The organism is Acinetobacter apis (assembly GCF_900197575.1).
Classification (GTDB): Bacteria; Pseudomonadota; Gammaproteobacteria; order Pseudomonadales; family Moraxellaceae; genus Acinetobacter; species Acinetobacter apis.
In genome coordinates this window covers 977251-996709 of sequence record NZ_FZLN01000001.1, presented here as the reverse complement: position 1 = coordinate 996709, position 19459 = coordinate 977251, and the positions used below count along the sequence as shown (strand labels likewise).

Here is a 19459-nt window from a genome sequence, read left to right as displayed (position 1 = left end):
GGTATCACATAATCAGCACATTTCATTCAAACCGTTTTGGTTTTATTTTTTGGGGTCACTATGTATCAAAAATCATCATCACAACAGTATTCATTTTTTATTGATTTGCAGTGGTGTTTAGGTGAGTTATTACAAGCGAATATTATTTCTGAAAAAGATAAAATTTTAGTACAAACCTCTCATCGTAATAAAGAAAGCATGGCTTGGCATCCTTTACAATGGATAGCACAGTTTAAATTAAAGCATTGCCAAACGCAGGATGTACTCACTTTAGATGTGTTAACCGCTTGGCTGTCTAAGCGCAGCCAAATGCCATTATTTACGATTGATCCGCTAAACTCAGATGTGGCCGCTTTAACACAATCCATGTCAGAAGAATTTGCCTTGCGTAATAATATTTTGGCTGTGGGTACAGAAGATGATTATGTTTTGGTCGGGACAGATCAACCTTTCTTTTCAGAGTGGGTTGAGAATCTTGAGCAAAGTATTCGTCCCCGCCGTGTTAAACCTGTTTTATTGAACCCAGAACATTTAAAGCGTTATTTGGTTGAATATTATCGGGTAAGTCGTGCAGTTACATTTTCGGAAAAGAATCAAAGTAATGATGTCCGTACAGAATCAGTTTTAGAAATTGGTGATATTCAAAATCCAGATGCCAATGATCAGCATATTGTGAAATTGGTAGATTGGATTTTACAGTTTGCGTTTGAACAAGGCGCAAGCGATATTCATTTAGAGCCACGCCCAGACAAAAGTAAAGTTCGCTTTCGTATCGATGGTATTTTACACACCATTTATCATATGCCTGTCAGTACACTTGGTGCTGTAATTGCACGTATGAAAATTTTAGGTCGGATGAATGTGGCTGAAAAGCGTAAACCACAAGATGGCCGAATTAAAACACGTACGCCTAAAGGAATTGAAACAGAACTTCGATTGGCCACATTACCGACTGCATTTGGTGAAAAGATTGTACTTCGTATTTTTGACCCTGAAGTATTGGTGCGTAATTTTGAGCAATTGGGATTTGATCCGCATTTATTGTCGCAATGGAATACGCTTACACAACATAGCCATGGCATCATTTTGGTGACAGGCCCTACAGGCTCAGGTAAAACCACGACATTATATTCATCGCTTAAGCAGTTGGCACAAGACAGTGTGAATGTATGCAGTATTGAAGATCCGATTGAAATGCTCGAAGGCAGCTTTAATCAAATGCAAGTCAATCCTACCATTGAGCTTGGCTTTGCAGAAGGCATTCGTGCCATGATGCGGCAGGACCCCGATATTATGATGGTGGGGGAGATTCGTGACCGTGAAACTGCAGATATGGCGATCCAAGCGGCATTAACAGGACATTTGGTGTTATCTACGCTACATACCAATGATGCACCCTCAAGTTTAATGCGCTTACATGATTTAGGTATTCAACCATTTTTAAGTGCAGCAACATTATTGGGTGTTTTAGCACAACGATTGGTGAGAACATTATGCCGTTGTAAGCAAGAAGTGACGGTAAATCAAGAGATGTGGCAGCAATTGGCAGTCGGCTATGATATTGAGTGTCCAACCAATATTTATCAAGCTAAAGGTTGTAAAATCTGTCGCTATACAGGATACAAAGGTCGTATTGGGATATATGAGTTTATGCCTGTGTCTTTAAAGCTCAAACAATTAATTGGTGATGATGCATCGTTAATTGAAATTAAGCAGCAAGCTAAGTCCGATGGGGTAGAACCACTTCGTATTGCAGGTATTCGAAAAGTCATTGCAGGGGCAACTTCTATGGAAGAAGTGCTTCGTGTTGTGCCTTTAAGTTCATGAAAAAATCTTGATAAGATCAAGATTTAATATAAGCAGTCACTTTAAAAGTGTACTGCTTATGTCCACGTTTTATTATTGAATAGACGCAAGCCTAGATCGGTTAAACTTAAATTATTTGGTTAAAATTAGACGATTGTTACGCGTTAATCTTAAACGGTATTCTTCCCCTGCATGCATAATGCGAATTTCGCGACCAAGCGCAAATAAATTATTAGAGTGAAGCATTGGCAATGTTTGAATTGATTCGTTGCTTGTGCTGCGTGTAAATAAATTAAAAGGTGCGTTCATTTTTCGTTCTCCGTGGGATGATCTAACGATTTAAATGATAATCATTATCGAGTAATGCTGTCAATGCAATTTCATGCATTTTTTGCAAAAATGTTCGACATTGTGTACACCGATTTTTAAGGAGATCTTTGATGTCAAAACCGATTGTACGGGTCGCTATTGGCTTATTATTTTCACATGCATGTGTGTTGGTGGGTTTTCGGCAGGCACATCAACACCAAGGTAACAAATATGAATTTCCGGGCGGCAAAATAGATCTTCATGAGCGTCCTGAAGATGCATGTCGGCGTGAAATAAAAGAAGAAGTTGGTGTTGACATTAGCGATTGGCTGCCTTGGGATTACATGCAACACGAATACGATGATGTCATTGTGCAATTGCATTTTTTTTATGCTTATATTGACGATACCTTACGATCGCAGATCCAATCGCCATGGTTTTGGTGTGAGCGAGAGCGTTTGAGTGAGTTCAAATTTCCCAAAGCCAACCAAGCTGTCATTAAACGTTTACAATGGCCACCACTGATTCAAATCAGCGCAGACCTCAATGCTATGACGCATTTACCACCGAACCACTTATTTTATTACCGCCCAAATCACTCAGATGATGTCAATATGAAGGCAATTGACGTTACACATTATTCAAAATTAATGATCAATTGGGCGTATGCCATTCAACTGTTGCCTGAAGCACAAAAACAGCTTGCAGCCATTCATATACGACAAAATCAGCTCTATACATTAAAGCGAGAAGACTTGTTAATGGGCGCAAAATATATTGCAGCATGCCATGACTTAAAGGCTGTACAGTTTGCCCAAAATTTAGGTTGTGAAGCTGTATTGATTAGCCCTGTTCAAGCTACAGCCACCCATCCTGATGCCAAGCCGATTGGGTTTGATGGATTAGCAACAATTACAGCTAAAAGCCATCTTTTGGTCTATGGATTGGGGGGCTTAAAAGCAAAAGACCTGACACAGATTAAACAGTGTCAGGCCTATGGCGTTGCTGGCATTTCAGGATTTACACATTAAGGCAAGCTTGCCAATGCATTTTGAGCTTTTTCAATCATGCTCATATTGTTTTGTCGCTGAGCTGTTTGTAAAACCACATGCCACAACTGTTTTTTGGTATTTGCATCATTGGCCAAACTGATTCCACGTTGTGCCAAAGATTGCGCTTGCGGTAAATTATTCTTTTGTAGTGCCACTTGAGACAGCACCGAATAACTTTCTGCCGCTTGCGGAGAAATGCGTTGTGCTTGTGATGCAAGATGCTGTGCTTTATCTAAGTTTTGTTGATTGACCGCTTGCTGCGCCTGACTAATTAATCGCACAAATGCAGGTGGCTGTGCAGGCTGCTGTGCTGTGGATGAATTACCTGTGACAGGGCGGGGCTGAGGTCGTGGTACAACGACTGTTGTGGTTGGTGCAGGTAATGACTCTTTTTTGATTTCGCCTATGTCATAAGGAGTCACTTGAACGCCACTGTCATTTTTTTCTGGTGGCTGAACCGTTGGTTCTTGAACCACCTCATGTGGTCGGTGTGGCGTTGGTACTGTGGGTGGTGTCCGAAATTGACCACACCCGACCAAAGCCACAGCCATCGCTGCGGTCATAGTCAATTTAATGTTGATATAATTTCTCATTCGTTAGAACTGCCTGATGAAATAATTTTTGTATTTGATGGCGTAGCTTGTGGCTCAGTTTCATAAATTAAGCGCTCAAGCGGATCATCTGATGTTGTTGCAGGTGCAGATGCATCTGGATTAGCCGCAGGTGTATAATTTGGCAAAGCACATGCAGTGGCTTGATCTGGAACTCGGCTAGCAAGCAAAGGCACATACATTGCATTTGGACAGCCTTGAGCTGACAGCACACCTGTTGGAGAATCAATCCATTGCCATTGTACATCTTCAGGCTGTTTGATATTGACAGGCTCTTGTTGCAATTGCTTCATTACATTGGTCCAAACAGGCAATGCACCTGATGAACCTGTTAAACCCGTGATTTTATTGTTGTCTAAGCCAAGCCATACCACAGCGACATAATTGCCTGAATAGCCTGCAAACCAAGAGTCACGTGTATCATTGGTGGTACCTGACTTACCTGCTAAGTTTAAACTTGGCGATAAACTACGATAAGCAGATTGTCCTGTACCTGAATTCATGACGGCTTGTAAGCCATAATTTAAAATATAAGCATCTGCTGGAGCAATCGTTTGCTGCACTTCAAGATTATAACGATCTAAAATACGTCCATTTTGATCAATCACAGAGCGGATTGATTTGGTTGGGTATTTAAAGCCACCGGTTGCAAAGTTGCCATAAATGCTAAGCACTTCCATTGGCGACATATTTACTGCACCTAAGAATGCAGATGGATAAGGTGGAATTGGACTAGTTACACCAAACTTTTGCAAATTATTGGCAAATGCAGGTACACCAAAGGTTTGACCCATTCGTACAGCAGCTAAGTTATATGAATGTTCTAAGGCTTGTACCATCGGAACCATGCCATGTTCACCACCGCTGTAGTTTTTCGGGGTCCATGTTTTACCATTGCCTGTAATGCTGATGCTGGTATCAGGAATTAAGGTTGCCCAATTGAACTGACCTGATTGAATTGCATCAAGATAAATCACAGGCTTTAACAAAGAACCGACCTGACGTTTTGCATCAAGTGCACGGTTAAATCCTGTGAATTCTTGCGATGAACCAACCACCGCAACCAACTCACCATTTTCAGGGCGCTGAATTAACACAGCACCTTGTAAATCGGTTAAGTATTTTGGATTACGTGCTGAAAGCGCACTCACACTTTGTTTAAATGCATTTTGTGCATTGGTTTGCGCAACAGGGTCAAGGGTCGTGAATATTTTTAAACCTTGATTTGTTAGGTCTGATTCTTGATATTCAGCACGGAGTTGACGACGCACAATGTCCATAAAGTCAGGGAAACGTGTTGGTCCCAACGATGGCTTATCAATCACGCCAAGTGGTCGGGCAATTTCACGGTCATATTCATCTTGGCTTAATTTACCCATAACCAACATATTATTTAGCACTAAATCGCGACGTTCTTTAGCACGTTCAGGATTGCGCCATGGATTATAAAATGATGGACCTTGAACAAGACCAACTAAAAAGGCTTGTTGGGCAATATTGAGTTCACGTAAAGGCAAACCAAAATAAAACTGTGCAGCAAGGCCATAACCATTAATTGAATAGTTACCATTTTGACCTAAATGCACTTCATTTAAATAGGTGCCTAAAATTTCATCTTTGCTGTAATGCATTTCAAGCAAGACAGACATCAACGCTTCATTAATTTTTCGTTTGTAAGTTTGTTCAGGAGATAAAAAGAAATTTTTGACCAACTGTTGTGTCAAGGTTGAACCACCTTGGCGACGACCTCCCGTCACATTGCTTAAAACAGCACGTGCGGTGCCACGGAATGAAATACCATGATGCGTATAAAAGTCACGATCTTCTGTCGCAATGAGCGCATCAATCAGTGGCTTAGGCACAGCATCTAGTTTAATCAGTACACGGTCTTCATTATGTTGTGGGTAAATTCCACCAATCAGCAATGGTTCAAGACGTGTCAGTCCTGTTTCTGAAGGTTTGGTGGTTTGGACATCAATAATTTGATCTTGTGCAAAGGTTAAATTTAAAATTTGTTCAGCTTCGGTACTGTCACCAAAATCAAAACCACGTGTATGAACAAAGACTTTATTGCCATTTAAAACAAAGTTGCCTGGTTGTGCATAGCTGTCAGCTTTTTTATAGCCGAGCATATTGAGTTCTTGCAAAAAATTTGCTTCACTGACAGGCGCCTGATTATAAATTTCAAGTGGACGCGCATAGACCTTGGCTGGGATATCCCAACGCTGTCCTTCAAATTTTGAACGAATCACGCTATCCAAGCGAACAATATAGATACTAAAGGCAATAAACCCAACGATGACTAGTATGAAAAAGATAACTAGAAAAAAACCAAGACCACGTTGCGACTTCATAAAAGGTGATAAGCTATCAAAAGAAACCTCATAATCATGCGAATCTTTTCTTAAATTTGCAATGGTATTTGTGCTACCAATACAAAAAACTATCGATTAAAAACGTATTTAATCAACGAATTCAGTGTTTTTTCCAGCATGATTACATGCAATTGTAGAGTAAACCCCCCATATGGAGCGTTAATTGAGTGAAAATATCGCATAAGTCGTTTCGCAATATTGGTTTAATTGGCCGTCCAGATAAAAACTCAGTGGTCACCACTTTGTGTTTAATTTATGAGCATTTGGTCAGCTTAGGGCTGCATCCGATTTTTGAGCAAGACACAGCATTGTTGGTTCCATATACAGATTGTCAAACCGTGAGCCGCCAAAAAATGGGGGAAGTGGTGGACTTGGCTATTGTGGTCGGTGGCGATGGTTCATTACTCCATGCTGCCCGCGCTTTAGTCAAACACAATACACCTGTGGTGGGGGTAAACCGTGGTCGATTGGGCTTTTTAACGGACATTAATCCATCAGAAGTGATTCAAAAACTAGATCAGGTTTTACAAGGGGATTTTATTCTTGATCGCCGTTTTTTACTTGAACTCGATATTCGTACACCAAAAGGTGACAGCCTGTATCATGCAATTGCCTTAAACGATATTGTTTTACACTCAGGCAAGTCAGTACACATGATTGATTTTGAGCTTGAGATTGATCATCATTTTGTCTACCGACAACATAGCGACGGGTTAATTATTGCCACACCGACAGGTTCGACAGCTTATGCACTTTCAGGCGGTGGACCAATTATTCATCCAAGCATGGACGCAATTGCCCTAGTACCGATGCATCCACATACCTTGTCTTCTCGCCCAATTATTGTTGGGGATCAAAGTGAAATTAAAATTACTACGCGGGATACACGTTGGATGCCAATGGTCAGTGCAGATGGTTTACCAAGTATTTCATTAAATGATGATGAAGCACTGCATATTCGTAAATACCCATATAAACTGAATTTATTACACCCGCCAGGTTATGATTTTTATATGTCATGTCGCACGAAGTTGGGGTGGAATCAAGACTTTGAGGCGATGAATCAAGAGGACGATCTATGAATATTGACAAAATTCTTGAGGTGCTTGACCCAGAAGTGGTGCAACGCTTAAAAACAGCCGTAGAAATTGGTAAATGGCCAAATGGCGTGGCATTAACTGAGCAACAGCGTGAAGTGTGTTTACAAGCTGTATTGGCATGGGAATATACACATCTGCCTGCCGAAGAACGCACAGGTTATATTGATAAAGGACATAAAACCGAAGGTGATGTATGTGACGACGATGCGTTAACATATACCACCCAACCGATTCGATTTACTTAATCAATGTTTGATCTCTAAACGCTTTTGCCATAATTCTTCAGCCATTGAAAGTGCCTCATCAAAGGATGTGGCTTTTTTCATGCTATATAATGCAATTGCCATGGTTTCAACCACGGCAGTTTCACCATATTCATGTGACTGTTGACCTTCCCATACCGCTTTAAATTGCTCAAGGTCAAGCGACTCTTCAGTTTCGCTGCGCGCTGCTGTTAATTTTGGCAATTCATGTTCATAGAGCTCGCCATCACGAATACCACAAATTAAGGTTTTGGCATCGGGATTACGCTCAAATTCACCACCTTCACCTTTAATCACGGCACTATTTTGATAGCCCAATTTAAATGCAGCATGTTGATGCGATGTACGATAGGCTGGATGAAATATCGATTGTAAAGTGGCTTGTGCGTCAAACGGGTTAATCAGTCGTGCCAATGTATGGATTGGAGAGCGTAAACCCATCACATTTCGTAAACCAATTAATTCATCCAAAACAGGCGATAATGCATAAAGCGGCAAATAAGCAAAATGGCGTTCATTGAGTTGCTTTGCGACATCATCCTCTGTTTGGCTTATAGGATAGCCTAAGTATTCTAAAACATGTTCAGTATAGACCCGATTTAAAGTATGGCCTGCAGCACCATGCATAACAATGCGATAACCATGATGTGCTAAAGTCAGTGCTGCAAGTAAAAACCACGGGTAATGCTTTCGCTTTCCTGCATAAGATGGCCAATCTAAATCGACAGTAAGAGATTTAAACTGTAATTGGTCTTTGGTGGCTTGTACAAAACCTGCTAATTCATCTATAGACTCTTCTTTAACGCGAAGTAGCATTAAAAAAGCGCCAATTTGCACGTCAAGCACTTCTTTTTTTAAGATGAAAGAAAATGCATGGTATGCCTCATCATAAGTTAATGAACGGGCACCTGTTTTTCCTTTGCCAATAATACGAATATATTGTGCAAAATGGTGCTCAAGATCTTGATAGATATTACGTTTATTGTTCATTGATGATTCATGTGTAATGACGACTATAAGCAATATAGCATGTACGTTTTAGTTCAATCAAACCATGCTCTAGACGCTGAGTAGGGTAATTGGTTTTAAATTTTATAATAGATCGTTATGGTGTGATAAGTGGGTTTTGTGAATATCTTTTTATGTTAAAACCCATTTGAGATCATAGATGAAGTGTTATTCAATAAAAGTGAACAATTCTTTGGCTTAATAGTATGTATTTCACACATAGATAGCCACTTCCATTCAAGTGTTTCATCATGAAGTATAATATCTCCTAAGAAAGCAGCACTGTAAATATAATTATGCTCATGGATTCGTTGATCAGAAATAAATAAGTCTTGTTCTATCACACCCAAAAAATGATGGTTAAAAGTGTTTACACCAAATTCTTCTCTGATTTCACGAATTACACAGTTGATGGTTTTTTCCCCAATTTTGAGTTTCCCTCCAAGAAGAGCCCAGCTATCTAAGTCATCACTTTTCTTTTTTTGAACTAAAAAATCACCTTTTTCATTTTTAAGAAAGACACAGCATCTTACTGAAAAACGATATTCATTATCTGCGTAAAAAAGTATGTCTGATTTATTGGATGGTTTCATAAAATGATCTCATTTTAGCTTTAAATATCATGATTTAACGTGATTTTTGCAATATATAGATTTGATGCTTAAATGAGAATACTTGATCTGTTTAAGCGATGGATATCTTAATGAGATAAAAATAAGACCTTTTTGATTGAGTAAGTAAGTCAATTTCTAATAATAATTCATAGATTTGTGTTATGAACAAAGATTGATTTTCATGAGATGGAAATAGCACTTATGATTTGAATATGGTTATACTTAGACATAATATTTTGGATACTATAATAGGGCGACTTATATGAGTCATGATAATCAAAGGACTTCTCTTGATTTAAGTCAAATCCGTTCAGATATTGATAGTGTAGATATACAAATTCATGAATTGCTGAACAAACGTGCACGACTTGCAGAAACAGTAGCACATGCTAAGTTTGCTCAAGAAGAAAACCCTTTGTTTTATCGCCCAGAACGAGAAGCACAAGTATTACGCCGTGTGATGGAGCGGAATGAAGGTCCATTGTCTGACACGACAGTTGCACGTTTGTTTCGCGAAATTATGTCCGCGTGTTTGGCGTTAGAAGCGCCACAAAGTATAGCTTTTTTAGGACCAGAGGGCACATTTACTCAATCTGCTGCATTAAAGCATTTTGGTCAAGATGCTGTGGTTCGTCCTGTCACTACTATTGATGAAATTTTTCGTGATGTTGAAGCAGGCAGTGCACATTATGGTGTTGTTCCTGTGGAAAATTCATCCGAAGGTGTGGTTAACCATACTTTGGATTGTTTTAAATCATCCAATTTAAATGTGATTGGTGAAGTTGAATTACGTATTCATCATCAGTTCATGGTGTCAGAACACACTCGTAAAGACAGCATTAAACAAATTTATGCGCACCAACAAGCGCTTGCACAGTGCCGTCAATGGTTAGATGTTCATTATCCTGGCGCCGAACGTGTGGCTTTAAGCTCGAATGCAGAGGCAGCACGCCGTATACGTACAGAATGGCATTCAGCAGCAATCGCATCTGATATTGCTGCGAATACGTATAATTTAGAAGTTTTACACCATAATATTGAAGACAATCCAGAAAACATCACTCGTTTTTTAGTGATTGGACGTGAAAAAATTCCAGCCAGTGGCAATGATAAAACATCATTATTAATTTCTGCGCATAATCGTGCTGGTGCATTACTGAATATTCTTGCGCCATTTGCAAAAAATAATATTAGTTTGACCAGTATTGAAACCCGACCTGCATTAAATGAAAAATGGACTTATGTCTTTTTTGTCGACTTAGAAGGCCATATTGAACAAGAGCATATCCGTGCTGCCATTGATGAAATTCGTCCCTTTGCAAAAGAGCTTCGTGTATTAGGATCTTATCCTGTTGCCGTATTATAACGGGCGAACTGCTTAAAAGGACAAGTTTTAACATGAATACAGTAAGGTGAGGGTATGCCACGATTTAAGAAAGTCGCGTTTATTGGATTGGGGTTAATTGGTTCAAGTTTGGCACGTGTCATCCAAGCACGAAGCTTAGCAGACCATGTGGTTGCATCCACACGTTCAATACAAACATTAAATGATGCAAAGGCATTGGGATTGATTCACGAGGGTTATAGCAATCCAATTGATGCTGTGCGAGATGCCGATTTGGTCGTTTTAGCATTGCCTGTACAAGCCACAGAAAAAGTGCTTGTGCAGATCAAACCTTATTTGTCTAAAGATGTTATTTTGACAGATGTTGGCAGTACCAAAGGCAATGTTGTACGTGCAGCACAAGCTGTGTTTGGTTCAGATTTACCGATAGGTTTTGTACCAGGCCATCCGATTGCTGGCAGTGAGCATACGGGTGTGCATGCAGGTAAAGTTGATTTATTTGCACATCATAAAGTGATTCTTACGCCTTTAGACAGCAGCGCATCATGGGCTGTTCAAAAGTTAACACAATTGTGGCAAGCGGCAGATGCTGAAGTGATTTGTATGGGGGTCGATCAGCATGATGAAGTATTAGCACATACCAGTCATTTGCCCCATTTAATGGCTTTTAATTTGGTCGAGCAATTGGCCAGTAGACAAGATAATTTAGACATTTTTAGGTATGCAGCAGGCGGCTTTCGCGATTTTTCTCGCATTGCTGCTTCTGATCCTCAGATGTGGCATGACATTTTCTTTGCCAACAAAACAGCGATTTTAAGCGCTGTAGATGGTTTTGAAGCGCAGCTTAAAACCATACGACATTTAATAGACACAGATAACTCGCAAGCGTTAATGGGATTATTAAAAAATGCACAAGCTGCGCGTCAACATTTTAATTATATGCTTAGTAAACACACTGTGATGGAGAAAGAACAGGTGACTCAAAAATTTACCATATTGCCTCAAAAACATCGCTTTCAGGGGACTTTCTCTGTACCTGGTGATAAATCTGTATCGCATCGTTCAATTATGTTTGGTGCAATTGCAGAAGGTACAACGCATGTGACAGGATTCTTAGAAGGTGAAGATGCGTTAGCCACATTGCAAGCATTTAAAGACATGGGTGTAAAAATTGAAGGTCCAAACCAAGGTGAAGTAACCATTCATGGTGTTGGCATGTCAGGTTTAAAACCTGCAGGTAAGCCACTAGATATGGGCAACTCAGGGACCAGTATTCGTCTACTTTCAGGCATACTTTCTGCGCAGCAGTTTGATTCAGTGATGATCGGAGACGCTTCATTGTCTAAACGCCCAATGGAGCGTATTGCTAAACCATTACGTTTAATGGGTGCCCAAATTCAAACCACGGGTGAACGTGGTACACCACCGATTAGTTTGGTTGGTGCGCAAGCACTTAAAGGAATTCATTACGACTTACCAATGGCATCTGCACAAGTAAAATCAGGTATTTTATTGGCTGGATTATGGGCTGAAGGTGAAACATCTGTTACAGAACCAGAGCCAACGCGTGATCACACAGAACGCATGTTGCGTGCCTTTGGTTATGACGTGAAAACTGAAGGCAATAGAATCAGTTTGATCGGTGGTGGACGTTTAGTTGGAACCAATATTCAAGTGCCATCTGATATTTCATCGGCTGCTTTCTTTATGGTAGGTGCAGCCATTACTGAAGATTCAGATATTACTTTAGAGGCTGTTGGTATTAACCCAACGCGTACTGGGGTGATCGAAATTCTAAAGCACATGGGTGCAGACATTGCTGTGGCAAATGAGCGTATTGCAGGTGGTGAGCCAATTGCAGATATTCGTATTCGTGGCACGCGCACGCTAAGAGGTATTCATATTCCTGAAGACCAAGTACCTTTGGCAATTGATGAATTTCCAGCATTATTTGTTGCGGCATCATGTGCGGAAGGCAAGACTGTACTGACAGGTGCTGCTGAGTTGCGTGTAAAAGAATCTGACCGTATTCAAGTCATGGTAGATGGTTTACAAGCGATGGGAATTGACTGTACAGCAACACCTGACGGCATTATTATTGAAGGTAAAGGAAAATCTGGTGATTGGTCACCAATCTTTACAGGCGCAGATGTTGAGTCACATCATGATCATCGTATTGCGATGAGTTTTAGTATTGCAGGATTACGTGCATCTGATGTCGTAACCATCCATGGTACTGAAACAGTGGCAACGAGTTTTCCAACATTTACTCAGCTTGCCAATGAAGCTGGATTAGCGATTCAAACCATTGGTTAATTGTACTGTGTAAATTGAATTAAAAAGCCAGAGTTCGCTCTGGTTTTTTGTTGTGAATAGTTCACTTAATCCCTGAAGTATTCGAAATTGTTTTAATCTAGTTGAATGACTATTTAATTTAAAAATGAGGAACTTATGACATCATTTGATATATCGAGCTTGCAGCCATCAATTGTATGGAACCAATTTGCAATGTTATGTCGTATTCCTCGGCCATCCAAACAAGAACATGTATTACGTGATCATATATTGGCATGGGCACAACAACTTGAGCTTGAAACTCAAGTAGATGCTATTGGAAATGTGGTAATTCGTAAACCTGCCACAACAGGCCGTGAAGATCGACCAGGTGTAATTTTACAAGGTCATTTAGACATGGTGACCCAAGCCAACCGTAATACTATCCATGATTTTAATCGAGATCCTATTCAAGCTGTTTTAGAAGATGGATGGCTTATTGCTAAAAATACCACATTAGGTGCAGACAATGGGATTGGTGTGGCATTGGCTTTGGCTGTATTAGAAAGTCAAACTTTAGAACATGGCCCGATTGAAGTATTGCTGACCGTTGACGAAGAAGCAGGCATGAGTGGGGCACGAGAGCTTGCAAGCAATATGCTTCAAGGTCAATGGCTTTTTAATATGGATACAGAAGAGTGGGGTGAGCTGTATCTTGGTTGTGCAGGCAGTCAAGATGTTGAGTTATCTAAACAGACGGCTTATATCACAGCACCAAGCCATGCTTCATGGTTTGAAATTCAAGTACATGGATTAAAAGGTGGGCATTCAGGGGTTGATATTCATTTAGGTCGAGGCAATGCCAATGTGATTTTAGCGCAATTACTTCATTATTTAACTGATGATATTTATGTGGCTGAATTTATTGGGGGCACAGCGCGTAATGCCATTCCACGTGAAGCACATGCCATTATTGCAATTGATCCACAACATGTGGATGCATTAGAGCAGCAGATTGAACAGCATTTGCGTCATTGGCACCATGATTTACAGCAGATTGATGATGGTTTAAAGATTGAGTTGACGCCTGTGACAACAGCACCTCAACATGTCATGAGTCAGATGGATCAGCACGCATGGTTAAGTGCTTTAGCAACCTGTCCATATGGTATTGATCGCATGAGTGATGTATTAGATGATGTGGTAGAAACATCAAATAATATTGGAATGATAGCCCTTACACAGGCATCTGCTACAGCAAAAATCATGGTACGATCCATGGTCAATGCTGAAGCTGCAAAACTTGCGCAGCATATTGTGCAACATTTTCAGCAACATCATATTGATGCGGAGTTGACACCCTTGGTATCTGGTTGGACACCAAACCCTCAGTCTGCTGCATTGCAATGTTTACAGCGTGCCTATCAAACAGCATTTCATATTGAACCTCAGCTTAAAGTGATTCATGCAGGGCTTGAATGTGGCATTATTGCTGAACATTACCCACATTTAGAAATGGTTTCTTTTGGTCCTGATATTCAAGGTGCACATGCACCAGGTGAACGTGTGCGTGTAGAAAGCGTTGCTCATTGTTGGCAGCTTTTAACTGCAGCGTTATTATTGGTTGAGTGATTTCTTTTGGCCACTGTAAATACAGTGGCTTTTATTTATGCAATATAACGGCTGGTTTTATGATTCATGGCAATGATGAAGTTTAAAATCACAGCGCCTAGCATCGAAATGAGTAATATCTGCCATGGAATAAAAAAAGCAGAAGCAGCTAAAATCGTGAGATCAATACCCATTTGAATTTTACCTGCAGGGATCTGGTAACGGCTTTGCATAAATAAAGCCAATAAATTAATTCCACCTAAGCTTGAACGATGTCGAAATAAAATTAAAAAGCTAATTCCCATAATGACATTGGCGATAATGGTGGAGTAAACTGGATTGAGTGCATCAATATGAATAAACTGAGGCGTGAGTTCTGAAAAAACAGACAATAAGGCGACAGCAATAAATGTTTTCACCACCAATGCCATGCCCATTTTTCGATAAGCAAAATAATAAAACGGAATATTAATCAGAAAAAAAGCAGTTCCAAATTTTAAGCCCGTCATATAATGAATCAATAACGATAATCCTGCTGTTCCACCAGTCATGATATGTGAAAATTGCAATAAATTCAGTGCAAAAGACAAAATGAATGTACTGATCAACATGGCCAAAACATCTTCAAAGCGTGTATGTGCATCTATAATGGTTGGATCAGATGGCGAGATGTTTTGGTTCATTGATAAAGCCTTAACCGAGTAAATGCATGAATAATGTAAATTAAGTCTGCATTATAGGATAAGTTGCTATTATTATAAAATATAAAGTTAAATATCCTATTCATTGCCATAAGGCAGTAATGTGTTGCAAGTCACGGCTTAAATATAAGTAATATTATTTTCTTTTAGTTTTTCAAGCACAATCGATGTATATAAGTCTTTCACACAAAAATCACTCGATGATAGCCGAGAGATCAGTAAGCTCATTTCGTTAAAATCTTTTACAGCCACATTAAATAAAAAATCATAATCTCCTGTGACTTTATAAATATCTTTGATATTTGGGTTTGTACTAATGAGATCTACGAATTTAGTGTAGCTGTCATGATTATGATAATTAATTTTAACCGCAATGATGCCTGTGATGGGAACTGGGTTTGCAGCAGGTGAAATCTGTGCATAGTAACCAGCAATGACTTTATTTTGTTCTAATAAAATACGACGTCTTGAGCATTGCGATGTCGATAATCCGATCAGTGCTGCCAGTTCTTGGTTGCTTAAACGGCCGTTGAGTTGTAAGTGATGAATAATTTGATAGTCGTAATGGTCTAAATTTTGGCTCATAAAAGGCACCTTGCATATGTAAAGTAGAAGGGCGTTTTGATTATCTTATTCAAATGCGTGACATTACAAATGGCAATGTCACGCAAACATAGTTAAGGAATATTCACAAAACGTTCAATTGCATCACGCAATTGTTTTAAATACCCTGTGAAAAAGTGGTTTGCACCAGGGAAAATAGTAATGGCATGTTTTTGTGGTTTTGCCCATACAATCGCATCTGATAATAAGGTAATATCATCTGCTTCGCCATGAATCAACAAAATATTGCCTTTAAGATCAGGTGTTTTGTAATGACGTAGCCCTTGTACTGTTGCTGTTGGTAGTCCGCACAGAATTAGCTGAATTGGACGTTCATTGGCAGGCAGTTGGTCATAAGCTTTAGCCATAACATGTGCACCAAAGCTAAACCCACCAGCAACAAATGCTAAGTCAGGATGTGATGACTGTGCATATTCAATTACCGACAAAATATCATCTGTTTCTCCAAAGCCTTCATTGTGCGTTCCATCACTTTGTCCTGAGCCACGAAAACTTGGTCGATAGACCACGCAGCCATGCTCAGTAAAGATTTTTGCCAATAAAGCAGGTACTTTGTGATGCGGTGTCCCACCTTGTAATGGGTGAGGATGACAAACCACGGCAAATCCTTTTGCAGTACTCTCTGGATAGTCTACAAATACTTCAATTTTACCTTCAGGTCCATTTAAGAAAATTGTATCTGTCATAACGATAGGTGTGTTGAAAAATAAAGTCTTATGATACCGATAATTGTCATTAAAAACACAAATTAGCTTTCAAAATTACGTACTGTTATAGTGATTTATATAGATAAGATACAGGTTGAACTATGCTTGCTTTGATTTCGCCAGCGAAAACGCTCGATTATGAAACCGCTTTACCAACAGATCGTTATACACAGCCAAGATTATTATCATCTTCTGCTGAATTGATTGAAACATGTCGTGAATTATCTGCATCACAAATTAGCGCTTTAATGAAAGTGAGCGATAATATTGCCACACTCAATGCAGCACGCTTTCAAGACTGGACCCCTGAGTTTGATTTCTCAAATGCACGTCAAGCGCTATTTGCCTTTAAAGGGGATGTATATACTGGTTTAGACAGTTATTCTTTAAAAGATGAGCACATTGATTTTGCCCAAGATCACTTAAGAATGCTGTCAGGTTTATATGGTTTGTTGCGACCACTTGATTTAATGATGCCATATCGCTTAGAGATGGGCACACGTCTTAAACATGGGCAAAATAGTCATTTATACGCGTTTTGGGGTGATCAAATCAGTGATTTAATCCGCCAAGACCTTGATGCGATTAAAAGCAATCTATTAATTAACTTAGCATCTGATGAATATTATAAAGTGGTTTCAGCACAAAAACTTCAGGCGAATATTGTAAAACCTGTGTTTTTAGATCAAAAAAATGGACAATATAAAGTAATTAGCTTTCATGCCAAAAAAGCACGTGGATTGATGGCAAGATTCATTATTGAACAACAGCCACAAAAGATTGATGATTTGAAAGCATTTAATAGCCAAGGTTATTATTTTGATTCAGTCAATTCAAATGACCATGAATTGGTTTTTAAGCGTGATGAAGCTGAAGCATAAATTTGATATAAAAAAGTGAGCATTTGCTCACTTTTTTATCATGGTTTTATAAGTTTTTAAATGCATCAATCGCTCTAGCACGGCTTGATTTTAAATCCACAATCGGTTCAGGATAATCAATAGATGGCTTTTGCTTACTGTCATAAGGTGCATGAATGTCTTTATTTGACAGTGACTTTAGCTCAGGTAGCCATGTTTTAATATACTCACCATTGGGGTCAAAGCGTTGTGACTGTGTCACAGGGTTAAAGATTCTAAAATAGGGAACAGAATCTGTACCTGTCGATGCTGACCATTGCCAACCGCCATTGTTTGCAGCCAACTCTCCATCGATTAAGTGTTGCATGAACCACTGTTCACCTTTACGCCAATCTATTAAAAGGTTTTTGCTTAAAAACATGGCAGTGATCATACGAACACGGTTGTGCATCCAACCTGTTTGCAACAGCTGCTGCATACCAGCATCAACAATTGGAATACCTGTTTTACCTTGGGTCCATTTTTCAAAATCTTCTTCAGCATCACGCCATTTTACTTTTTTGGTATCATCTTTAAATGGTAAATGCTTAGACACTTTTGGAAAGTCATATAAAATATGTTGATAAAATTCACGCCATAGCAATTCATCTAACCAAGTTTGTTGGCCTTTACCTTGAAAGCTGAACTCGCCATGCTGAGCAATAAATAACTCATTGAGTGCTTGTCGTACAGATAAAATACCAATATTTAGATAAGCTGAGAGTTGGCTTGTACCATGGATAGCAGGGGTGTCTCGTGCAGAATCATAATCTTGCACATCATCTTGGATGAATTCAGCAAGTTTTTGATGCGCGATATCTTCACCTACAGGCCATAATTCAGCGAAATCTTCAGATACAGCATAATCTTTAAGTAATTGATCTAAATTTATATTTTGATGTTCAAGTTCTTTAGGAACCGATACTTCAGGTTGTTTTTCAATGGATGAATAACATGGAGGTAAGCCTGGTTCAAGTCGGTCATAGCAGACGCGTTTAAACGCACCAAATACTTTATATGGACCATCAGACTGTGTACGCAGGCTTTGGACTGGAAAAATAGTCCGATCTTGATAAAGATGAAATTTAATCTTTTCTTGAGCAAGTGCTTCTTTAGTTGCTTGATCTCGCGTTCTTTCATTCCAACCAAGTTCAGCATTGGCATAAACATCAGATACATCAAGCTGTGTTGTGAGTTTGACCAATGCTTTTGGTACATCTGCCCAATGGTCAATTTTTTGGATCAGTAAAGGAATGTTTAATGTAGCCAACTGCTCACGTAGTACTTTGAGCTGGCGTAAATAAAAATTAATTTTATAGGTGGCATCGTGATGGATGCGCCACTGTTCAGGTGAAATGATGACGAGAGCAATGCTGGCTTCGCTGTCTTGGGTTGCATGCCAAAGCGCACTGTGATCGCTAATACGTAGGTCCTGACGGAACCAAATGAGATGTTTAGACATAGTTTTATTTTTTATTTGATTATTATATGGAGTATGCAAACATTAAAACGAAAAAGCAAAGCTTTCGCTTTGCTTTTTCAGGATAAACTTAGTGCTGGTGGCCGCCTGCACCGTGTACATGGCCATGATCTAATTCTTCTTGGCTTGCTTCACGGACTTCTGTAATTTCAACATCAAATGTTAAATCTTGACCTGCTAGTGGGAAGTTTGCATCCACAAGAACAGTTTCGCCTTCTACAGATTTTACAGTAACGATCTGAACGCCGTCATCTGTTTGCGCTTGGAATTGCATGCCCGCTTCGATGTTTTCTACACCTTGGAACATTTGCGCTGGTACTTCTTGTACAAGGTCAGGGTTATATTCGCCATATCCTTCAGCAGCAGGAATAGTGACTTTAAATTTATCGCCTGCAACTTTACCTTCTAACGCTTTTTCTAGACCAGGAATGATGTTACCTGCGCCGTGCAAATAGGTTAACGGTTCGCCTTGTGATTTATCAAGGGTTTCGCCTTCTGCGTTTGTTAGCGTGTACTGGAATGCAACCACGAGGTTATTTGCAATAGCTGTCATATGGAATACCCATCAAGTGAATGTATATAAATACCTCAACATAAAAAAAGCCAATTGACAAGTTTTATGCCGTCTCTATTTTGTGAAGAGGTATTGCTTATTAAAAGAATAGTATGAAGATGATTTG

The 19459-nt window shown here is 39.5% G+C and carries 18 protein-coding genes; 8 read left to right on the top strand and 10 right to left on the bottom strand.

All coding sequences use genetic code 11. The features are described 5' to 3' along the window. Window positions 1–60 precede the first annotated feature (60 nt). On the top strand, window positions 61–1827 hold the full coding sequence (locus CFY84_RS04595) for a GspE/PulE family protein (RefSeq protein ID WP_088823005.1): 1767 nt from the start codon (window positions 61–63) through the stop codon (window positions 1825–1827). A gap of 111 nt (window positions 1828–1938) precedes the next feature. Here the strand turns inward: CFY84_RS04595 and hemP are convergent, their stop codons facing one another. Continuing rightward, window positions 1939–2115 carry a hemin uptake protein HemP gene (gene hemP, locus CFY84_RS04590; protein WP_088823004.1) on the bottom strand — a complete coding sequence of 59 codons (177 nt, stop codon included), beginning with the start codon at window positions 2113–2115 and terminating at the stop codon, window positions 1939–1941. Between the two features lie 131 nt (window positions 2116–2246). Between hemP and CFY84_RS04585 the strand changes: the two genes are divergently transcribed. Then, the gene (locus CFY84_RS04585) at window positions 2247–3146 is read left to right on the top strand and encodes an NUDIX domain-containing protein (RefSeq protein ID WP_088823003.1); all 900 of its coding nucleotides are present in this window, start codon (window positions 2247–2249) and stop codon (window positions 3144–3146) included. On the opposite strand, the gene CFY84_RS04580 is transcribed toward CFY84_RS04585, so the two are convergent. Together CFY84_RS04580 and mrcB are read right to left on the bottom strand one after the other, a co-directional pair. Beyond that, the gene (locus CFY84_RS04580) at window positions 3143–3760 is read right to left on the bottom strand and encodes a tetratricopeptide repeat protein (RefSeq protein WP_143218758.1); all 618 of its coding nucleotides are present in this window, start codon (window positions 3758–3760) and stop codon (window positions 3143–3145) included. The genes CFY84_RS04585 and CFY84_RS04580 overlap by 4 nt on opposite strands. Then, window positions 3757–6132 carry a penicillin-binding protein 1B gene (gene mrcB, locus CFY84_RS04575; protein WP_088823001.1) on the bottom strand — a complete coding sequence of 792 codons (2376 nt, stop codon included), beginning with the start codon at window positions 6130–6132 and terminating at the stop codon, window positions 3757–3759. The genes CFY84_RS04580 and mrcB overlap by 4 nt, the downstream gene beginning before the upstream one ends. Before the next feature lie 188 nt (window positions 6133–6320). On the opposite strand from mrcB, the gene CFY84_RS04570 reads away from it, so the two are divergent. Together CFY84_RS04570 and CFY84_RS04565 are read left to right on the top strand one after the other, a co-directional pair. Then, window positions 6321–7235 (top strand): NAD(+) kinase, encoded by a 915-nt coding sequence (locus tag CFY84_RS04570; RefSeq protein ID WP_088823000.1) that lies wholly within the window; start codon window positions 6321–6323, stop codon window positions 7233–7235. Continuing rightward, on the top strand, window positions 7232–7498 hold the full coding sequence (locus CFY84_RS04565; RefSeq protein ID WP_088822999.1) for a YeaC family protein: 267 nt from the start codon (window positions 7232–7234) through the stop codon (window positions 7496–7498). The genes CFY84_RS04570 and CFY84_RS04565 overlap by 4 nt, the downstream gene beginning before the upstream one ends. Here the strand turns inward: CFY84_RS04565 and CFY84_RS04560 are convergent, their stop codons facing one another. Together CFY84_RS04560 and CFY84_RS04555 are read right to left on the bottom strand one after the other, a co-directional pair. Next, window positions 7499–8506 (bottom strand): glycosyl transferase family protein, encoded by a 1008-nt coding sequence (locus tag CFY84_RS04560; RefSeq protein ID WP_088822998.1) that lies wholly within the window; start codon window positions 8504–8506, stop codon window positions 7499–7501. It lies immediately after the preceding gene. Between the two features lie 155 nt (window positions 8507–8661). Then, the gene (locus CFY84_RS04555) at window positions 8662–9117 is read right to left on the bottom strand and encodes an NUDIX domain-containing protein (protein ID WP_088822997.1); all 456 of its coding nucleotides are present in this window, start codon (window positions 9115–9117) and stop codon (window positions 8662–8664) included. A 283-nt stretch (window positions 9118–9400) separates the two neighbouring features. Between CFY84_RS04555 and pheA the strand changes: the two genes are divergently transcribed. From pheA to pepD, 3 genes are all read left to right on the top strand, one after another. Further along, window positions 9401–10504, top strand: a complete 1104-nt coding sequence (gene pheA, locus CFY84_RS04550) for a prephenate dehydratase (protein WP_088822996.1) — start codon at window positions 9401–9403, stop codon at window positions 10502–10504. Window positions 10505–10558: 54 nt separating this feature from the next. Next, the gene (locus CFY84_RS04545) at window positions 10559–12799 is read left to right on the top strand and encodes a bifunctional prephenate dehydrogenase/3-phosphoshikimate 1-carboxyvinyltransferase (protein ID WP_088822995.1); all 2241 of its coding nucleotides are present in this window, start codon (window positions 10559–10561) and stop codon (window positions 12797–12799) included. A 135-nt stretch (window positions 12800–12934) separates the two neighbouring features. After that, a complete protein-coding gene (gene pepD / locus CFY84_RS04540; protein ID WP_088822994.1) occupies window positions 12935–14389 on the top strand; it encodes a beta-Ala-His dipeptidase in 1455 nt (484 codons plus the stop codon). Window positions 14390–14424: 35 nt separating this feature from the next. Here the strand turns inward: pepD and CFY84_RS04535 are convergent, their stop codons facing one another. From CFY84_RS04535 to CFY84_RS04525, 3 genes are all read right to left on the bottom strand, one after another. Further along, window positions 14425–15051, bottom strand: a complete 627-nt coding sequence (locus CFY84_RS04535) for a YitT family protein (protein ID WP_088822993.1) — start codon at window positions 15049–15051, stop codon at window positions 14425–14427. Between the two features lie 138 nt (window positions 15052–15189). Further along, on the bottom strand, window positions 15190–15654 hold the full coding sequence (locus CFY84_RS04530) for an Lrp/AsnC family transcriptional regulator (RefSeq protein WP_088822992.1): 465 nt from the start codon (window positions 15652–15654) through the stop codon (window positions 15190–15192). Window positions 15655–15746: 92 nt separating this feature from the next. Continuing rightward, window positions 15747–16379 carry an alpha/beta hydrolase gene (locus CFY84_RS04525; protein WP_088822991.1) on the bottom strand — a complete coding sequence of 211 codons (633 nt, stop codon included), beginning with the start codon at window positions 16377–16379 and terminating at the stop codon, window positions 15747–15749. Window positions 16380–16501: 122 nt separating this feature from the next. On the opposite strand from CFY84_RS04525, the gene yaaA reads away from it, so the two are divergent. Further along, window positions 16502–17281 carry a peroxide stress protein YaaA gene (gene yaaA, locus CFY84_RS04520; RefSeq protein WP_088822990.1) on the top strand — a complete coding sequence of 260 codons (780 nt, stop codon included), beginning with the start codon at window positions 16502–16504 and terminating at the stop codon, window positions 17279–17281. 46 nt (window positions 17282–17327) lie between these two features. Here the strand turns inward: yaaA and phrB are convergent, their stop codons facing one another. Both phrB and CFY84_RS04510 read right to left on the bottom strand, forming a co-directional pair. Then, on the bottom strand, window positions 17328–18761 hold the full coding sequence (gene phrB / locus CFY84_RS04515) for a deoxyribodipyrimidine photo-lyase (protein ID WP_088822989.1): 1434 nt from the start codon (window positions 18759–18761) through the stop codon (window positions 17328–17330). 88 nt (window positions 18762–18849) lie between these two features. Beyond that, a complete protein-coding gene (locus CFY84_RS04510) occupies window positions 18850–19332 on the bottom strand; it encodes an FKBP-type peptidyl-prolyl cis-trans isomerase (RefSeq protein ID WP_088822988.1) in 483 nt (160 codons plus the stop codon). Window positions 19333–19459 lie beyond the last annotated feature (127 nt).

Bases quoted from the DNA above. Each gene is read 5' to 3' on its own strand.
- CFY84_RS04595 (WP_088823005.1), top strand. From the start codon at position 61: ATGTATCAAAAATCATCATCACAACAGTATTCATTTTTTATTGATTTG.
- hemP (WP_088823004.1), bottom strand. From the start codon at position 2,115: ATGAACGCACCTTTTAATTTATTTACACGCAGCACAAGCAACGAATCA.
- CFY84_RS04585 (WP_088823003.1), top strand. From the start codon at position 2,247: ATGTCAAAACCGATTGTACGGGTCGCTATTGGCTTATTATTTTCACAT.
- CFY84_RS04580 (WP_143218758.1), bottom strand. From the start codon at position 3,760: ATGAGAAATTATATCAACATTAAATTGACTATGACCGCAGCGATGGCT.
- mrcB (WP_088823001.1), bottom strand. From the start codon at position 6,132: ATGAAGTCGCAACGTGGTCTTGGTTTTTTTCTAGTTATCTTTTTCATA.
- CFY84_RS04565 (WP_088822999.1), top strand. From the start codon at position 7,232: ATGAATATTGACAAAATTCTTGAGGTGCTTGACCCAGAAGTGGTGCAA.
- CFY84_RS04560 (WP_088822998.1), bottom strand. From the start codon at position 8,506: ATGAACAATAAACGTAATATCTATCAAGATCTTGAGCACCATTTTGCA.
- CFY84_RS04555 (WP_088822997.1), bottom strand. From the start codon at position 9,117: ATGAAACCATCCAATAAATCAGACATACTTTTTTACGCAGATAATGAA.
- pheA (WP_088822996.1), top strand. From the start codon at position 9,401: ATGAGTCATGATAATCAAAGGACTTCTCTTGATTTAAGTCAAATCCGT.
- CFY84_RS04545 (WP_088822995.1), top strand. From the start codon at position 10,559: ATGCCACGATTTAAGAAAGTCGCGTTTATTGGATTGGGGTTAATTGGT.
- pepD (WP_088822994.1), top strand. From the start codon at position 12,935: ATGACATCATTTGATATATCGAGCTTGCAGCCATCAATTGTATGGAAC.
- CFY84_RS04535 (WP_088822993.1), bottom strand. From the start codon at position 15,051: ATGAACCAAAACATCTCGCCATCTGATCCAACCATTATAGATGCACAT.
- CFY84_RS04530 (WP_088822992.1), bottom strand. From the start codon at position 15,654: ATGAGCCAAAATTTAGACCATTACGACTATCAAATTATTCATCACTTA.
- CFY84_RS04525 (WP_088822991.1), bottom strand. From the start codon at position 16,379: ATGACAGATACAATTTTCTTAAATGGACCTGAAGGTAAAATTGAAGTA.
- yaaA (WP_088822990.1), top strand. From the start codon at position 16,502: ATGCTTGCTTTGATTTCGCCAGCGAAAACGCTCGATTATGAAACCGCT.
- phrB (WP_088822989.1), bottom strand. From the start codon at position 18,761: ATGTCTAAACATCTCATTTGGTTCCGTCAGGACCTACGTATTAGCGAT.
- CFY84_RS04510 (WP_088822988.1), bottom strand. From the start codon at position 19,332: ATGACAGCTATTGCAAATAACCTCGTGGTTGCATTCCAGTACACGCTA.